At 68.7% G+C, this 4,869-nt stretch carries 5 protein-coding genes; 3 read left to right on the top strand and 2 right to left on the bottom strand.

Going from position 1 to position 4,869, the window contains the following annotated elements:
• Position 1: 1 nt before the first annotated feature.
• Positions 2-559, bottom strand: coding sequence for a hypothetical protein (locus tag ACTWQJ_RS46425; RefSeq protein WP_443312408.1), 558 nt, complete (start codon positions 557-559; stop codon positions 2-4).
• Between the two features lie 100 nt (positions 560-659).
• Positions 660-899 carry a hypothetical protein gene (locus tag ACTWQJ_RS46430; protein ID WP_443312409.1) on the bottom strand — a complete coding sequence of 80 codons (240 nt, stop codon included), beginning with the start codon at positions 897-899 and terminating at the stop codon, positions 660-662.
• 213 nt (positions 900-1,112) lie between these two features.
• Here ACTWQJ_RS46430 and thyX point away from each other — a divergent pair, with 213 nt between their 5' ends.
• From thyX to ACTWQJ_RS46445, 3 genes are all read left to right on the top strand, one after another.
• Entirely contained in the window at positions 1,113-1,871 is a 759-nt protein-coding gene (gene thyX, locus ACTWQJ_RS46435) for an FAD-dependent thymidylate synthase (RefSeq protein WP_443312410.1), read from the top strand.
• A gap of 215 nt (positions 1,872-2,086) precedes the next feature.
• Entirely contained in the window at positions 2,087-2,986 is a 900-nt protein-coding gene (gene dapA, locus ACTWQJ_RS46440) for a 4-hydroxy-tetrahydrodipicolinate synthase (protein WP_443312411.1), read from the top strand.
• A gap of 152 nt (positions 2,987-3,138) precedes the next feature.
• Positions 3,139-4,824, top strand: a complete 1,686-nt coding sequence (locus ACTWQJ_RS46445) for a ribonuclease J (protein ID WP_443312412.1) — start codon at positions 3,139-3,141, stop codon at positions 4,822-4,824.
• The last annotated feature ends 45 nt before the right edge of the window (positions 4,825-4,869 follow it).

A 4,869-nucleotide genomic window follows, 5' to 3' on the forward strand; every position in this document is an offset into this window, starting at 1 on the left:
GTCAGGCGCCCCGCCGATACTCGTCGGCCCACACCTCCACCGAGTCCGACGCACGGTCGAACGCCCCGGGCCGCGCCAGGAAGTCGGCGTTGTGCGTGGTCATCAGCGGCGGCACGTCGTCCGCGGCCCGGTCCTTGCGTACGAGGAGCAGGGCCTGTCCCTGCACGGTGCGCGGCAGCCCGAACCAGCGCACCGGCTGCTGAACCGTCCGCACGGCGACGACCTGGTCCCATCGCACCGTACGCGTGAGGAGGAAGCCCACGTGCCGCAGCCCGTGGGCACTCACCCACACGCCCATGCGCAGCAGCCGCAGGGCACCGGCAATGACCACGAGCGCGATGCCGAACACCGCCCCGGCGGACGACAGCGTGCCGGTCAGCGCGATGATCACCGCCGCGAACAGCACGTACGAGGCGAGCAGCAGCCAGATCGCGGCCGTGCCCACGCGCCAGGGCCCGGGACGGTAGGGCCGCCGCCAGCGGTCGCGATCGTCGAACGGCAGCGCGACGTCGTCCGCTGCGTCGAAGGCGCGGTCGGCCGTCAGGAAGGGCAGGGGCACGGCTGGTCCTCACTCAATCCACGCATGGGCTGTGCCGGTGAGGTTATCGACCTGCGCCCCCGCTCACCACCCTCGGGGGTCCGTCCGAGTCAGCTCCGGCTCAGCGCCCTTCGGACGCCTGGGACTGCTGTGGGTGCCCGGCCGAGTGGTCGAGCTCCAGCGCCGGCATGCCGATCACCAGGGAACCCACCAGCGCGGCGACGATGGTGAGCCCCATGAGCCAACGCCCGGCTATCTGCCCGGCGGTGGCCCGCTCGCGGGACGGGGGAGTGACATTGCTACGGAACCTGTCGGCTTCGGCGAGGAAGGCGAACGGCACGGGTTCGCGCCGACGGAACATCGGTGCTGCTTCTCCTCTCAGGGCTCGAACGCATCGCTGTCACCAACACAGACGAGCGAGTGCCTCAAAAGGTGCCCGGTTTCGCCGAATTCGCAGAAGTTGCCGACGTTCGCCGACGAATGTCGCGGCCCGGCACCGAACGCCCCGATGTCAGTGCCGGGCCGTAGAGTGGGCGCCGCCCGAGAGAAGTGGATGGAAGGGACCCTCCAAGCCGTGACCGACACCCCCGCCGACGCACCCCAGGAAGCCCCGGACCTCAAGCCGAGCTTCCGCAGCGACGTCACCGTCGAGCTGGTCAAGCACACCGCCTCGGACGCCGACGTGCTGTTCGCCGCCCGCGTCTCGACCGCCGGCGAGCAGTCCCTGGACGAGCTGAACAAGGACCCGGAGCGCTCCAAGGGTCTGATCAACTACCTGATGCGGGACCGGCACGGCAGCCCCTTCGAGCACAACTCGATGACGTTCTTCATCAGCGCCCCGATCTTCGTCTTCCGCGAGTTCATGCGGCACCGCGTGGGCTGGTCGTACAACGAGGAGAGCGGCCGTTACCGCGAGCTCCAGCCGGTGTTCTACGTCCCCGACGAGTCCCGCAAGCTGGTCCAGGAGGGCCGCCCGGGCAAGTACCGGTTCGTCGAGGGCACTCAGGCCCAGCAGGAGCTGGTCGGCCGCGTCATGGAGGACTCGTACCGCCAGGCCTACGAGGCCTACCAGGAGATGCTCGCCGCAGGCGTCGCCCGCGAGGTCGCCCGCGCGGTCCTCCCGGTCGGCCTGTACTCCTCGATGTACGCCACGTGCAACGCCCGCTCGCTGATGCACTTCCTCGGCCTGCGCACCCAGCACGAGCTGGCCAAGGTCCCGTCCTTCCCGCAGCGTGAGATCGAGATGGTCGGCGAGAAGATGGAGGCCGAGTGGGCCAGCCTCATGCCGCTCACGCATGCCGCCTTCAACGCCAACGGCCGCGTGGCGCCGTAACGCACATGCGCTACCCCGCTCGCCGAGCACAGGTGTACGGACCAGCCGGGCGAAGTGTCCGTATTGCGGCATTTGGAGAAGTTCATCTAGCCTGATCAAACGGACCCGGCACTGCTTGAACCCCCGAGCAGGCAGTGCCGGGCTCCATCTTTGTCCTGACTTATCCGGCCCCCCGAGGGCAGACCCCGCCGTGAGCAACGAGTAGCGTGTAACCCATGGCTCCGACCTCCACTCCGCAGACCCCCTTCGGGCGGGTCCTCACCGCCATGGTCACGCCCTTCACGGCGGACGGCGCACTTGACCTCGACGGCGCGCAGCGGCTCGCCACGCACCTGGTGGACGCAGGCAACGACGGCCTGATCATCAACGGCACCACCGGCGAGTCGCCCACCACGAGCGACGCGGAGAAATCGGACCTCGTACGAGCGGTCCTGGAGGCAGTGGGCGACCGCGCCCACATCGTCGCCGGTGTCGGCACCAACGACACCCGCCACAGCATCGAGCTGGCCCGCGCCGCCGAGAAGACCGGCGCACACGGCCTCCTCGTTGTCACGCCGTACTACAACAAGCCCCCGCAGGAAGGCCTCTACCGGCACTTCAAGGCCGTCGCCGACGCCACCGAGCTGCCGGTCATGCTGTACGACATCCCCGGCCGCAGCGGCGTCCCGATCAACACGGAGACGCTGGTCCGCCTCGCCGAGCACCCGCGGATCGTCGCCAACAAGGACGCCAAGGGCGACCTCGGCCGCGCCAGCTGGGCCATCGCCCGGTCCGGCCTCGCCTGGTACTCAGGCGACGACATGCTCAACCTGCCGCTGCTCTCCGTGGGCGCGGTCGGGTTCGTCTCCGTCGTCGGCCATGTCGTCACGCCCGAACTGCGCGAGCTCGTCGAGGCCTACACGACCGGCGATGTCCAGAAGGCCACCGAGATCCACCAGAAGCTGCTCCCGGTCTACACCGGCATGTTCCGCACCCAGGGCGTCATGACCACCAAGGCCGCCCTCGCCCTCCAGGGCCTGCCCGGCGGCCCCCTGCGTCCGCCCATGGTCGAACTCACGGCCCAGGAGATCGAGCAGCTCAAGATCGATCTTGTCGCCGGCGGGGTACAGCTCTGACATCAGACTTCGCCCGACCGGGCGTGTACGGACTTCACAACTGAATACGCGGGCCACCGGTGCCTGCACCCACAACGACAACTGCTTCTGCACGAACGTCACGCGCGCCACGTGCCCAACCGGTACGTGGCGCGCGTGGTGAGGAGAGTCTTTTGAGTCATCCGCATCCTGAACTCGGCCCACCCCCGCCGCTCCCCGAAGGCGGACTGCGGGTCACCCCGCTCGGCGGCCTCGGCGAGATCGGCCGGAACATGACGGTCTTCGAGTACGGCGGCCGCCTGCTGATCGTCGACTGCGGAGTGCTCTTCCCCGAGGAGGAGCAGCCCGGAATCGACCTGATCCTGCCGGACTTCACCTCCATCCGGGACCGCCTCGACGACATCGAGGGCATCGTCCTCACCCACGGCCACGAGGACCACATCGGCGGCGTCCCGTTCCTGCTCCGCGAGAAGCCGGACATCCCACTGATCGGCTCCAAACTGACCCTCGCTCTCATCGAGGCCAAGCTCCAGGAACACCGCATCCGGCCGTACACCCTCGAGGTGGCGGAGGGCCACCGGGAGCGCATCGGCCCGTTCGACTGCGAGTTCGTCGCGGTCAACCACTCCATCCCCGACGCCCTGGCCGTGGCCATCCGCACCCCTGCGGGCATGGTCGTCCACACCGGCGACTTCAAGATGGACCAGCTCCCGCTGGACAACCGCCTCACCGACCTGCACGCCTTCGCGCGGCTGAGCGAGGAAGGCATCGACCTCCTCCTCAGCGACTCCACGAACGCCGAGGTCCCCGGCTTCACCTCGCACGAGCGCGACATCTCCAACGTCCTGCGCCAGGTCTTCGCGTCCGCCCGCAAGCGGATCATCGTGGCGAGCTTCGCCAGCCACATCCACCGCATCCAGCAGATTCTGGACGCGGCCCACGAGTACGGCCGCAGGGTGGCCTTCGTCGGCCGCTCCATGGTCCGCAACATGGGCATCGCCAGGGACCTCGGCTACCTGAAGGTCCCCCCGGGCCTGGTGGTCGACGTCCGGACACTCGACGACCTGCCGGACAACGAGGTGGTCCTGGTCTGCACGGGCTCACAGGGCGAGCCGATGGCGGCCCTGTCCCGCATGGCCAACAGGGATCACCAGATCCGCATCGTCAACGGCGACACGGTCATCCTGGCGTCGTCCCTCATCCCCGGCAACGAGAACGCGGTCTACCGCGTCATCAACGGTCTCACCCGCTGGGGCGCCAACGTCGTCCACAAGGGCAACGCCAAGGTCCATGTCTCCGGCCACGCGTCGGCGGGCGAGCTCCTGTACTTCTACAACATCTGCAGGCCGCGCAACCTGATGCCGGTCCACGGCGAATGGCGCCACCTGCGGGCCAACGCGGAACTCGGTGCCCTGACCGGTGTTCCCCACGACCGCATCGTGATCGCCGAGGACGGAGTCGCCGTCGACCTCATCGAGGGCAAGGCGAAGATCTCCGGCAAGGTCCAGGCGGGCTACGTGTACGTCGACGGCCTCTCGGTCGGCGACGTCGGCGAGCCGGCCCTCAAGGACCGCAGGATCCTGGGTGAGGAGGGCATCATCTCGGTCTTCGTCGTCATGGACTCGTCCACCGGCAAGATCACGGGCGGCCCGCATGTCCAGGCCCGCGGCTCGGGCATCGAGGACGCGGCCTTCGTCGATGTCATCCCGAAGATCACGGAGACACTGGAGCGCTCGGCCCAGGACGGCGTCGTCGAGCCCCACCAGCTGCAGCAACTCATCCGCCGCACGCTGGGCAAGTGGGTCTCCGACACGTATCGGCGCAGGCCGATGATCCTCCCGGTCGTCGTGGAGGTCTGACCCGCGTACGACCCCTCGTACGCGTGAACCGGGAGCGGGGGGGCC

Source organism: Streptomyces sp. KR55 (genome assembly GCF_052245645.1).
In the GTDB taxonomy this organism is placed as follows: Bacteria; Actinomycetota; Actinomycetes; order Streptomycetales; family Streptomycetaceae; genus Streptomyces; species Streptomyces flavusporus.

What these genes read in the sequence shown, in the direction of transcription:
- dapA (WP_443312411.1), top strand. Translation starts at nt 2,087, where the DNA reads ATGGCTCCGACCTCCACTCCGCAGACCCCCTTCGGGCGGGTCCTCACC.
- ACTWQJ_RS46430 (WP_443312409.1), bottom strand. Translation starts at nt 899, where the DNA reads ATGTTCCGTCGGCGCGAACCCGTGCCGTTCGCCTTCCTCGCCGAAGCC.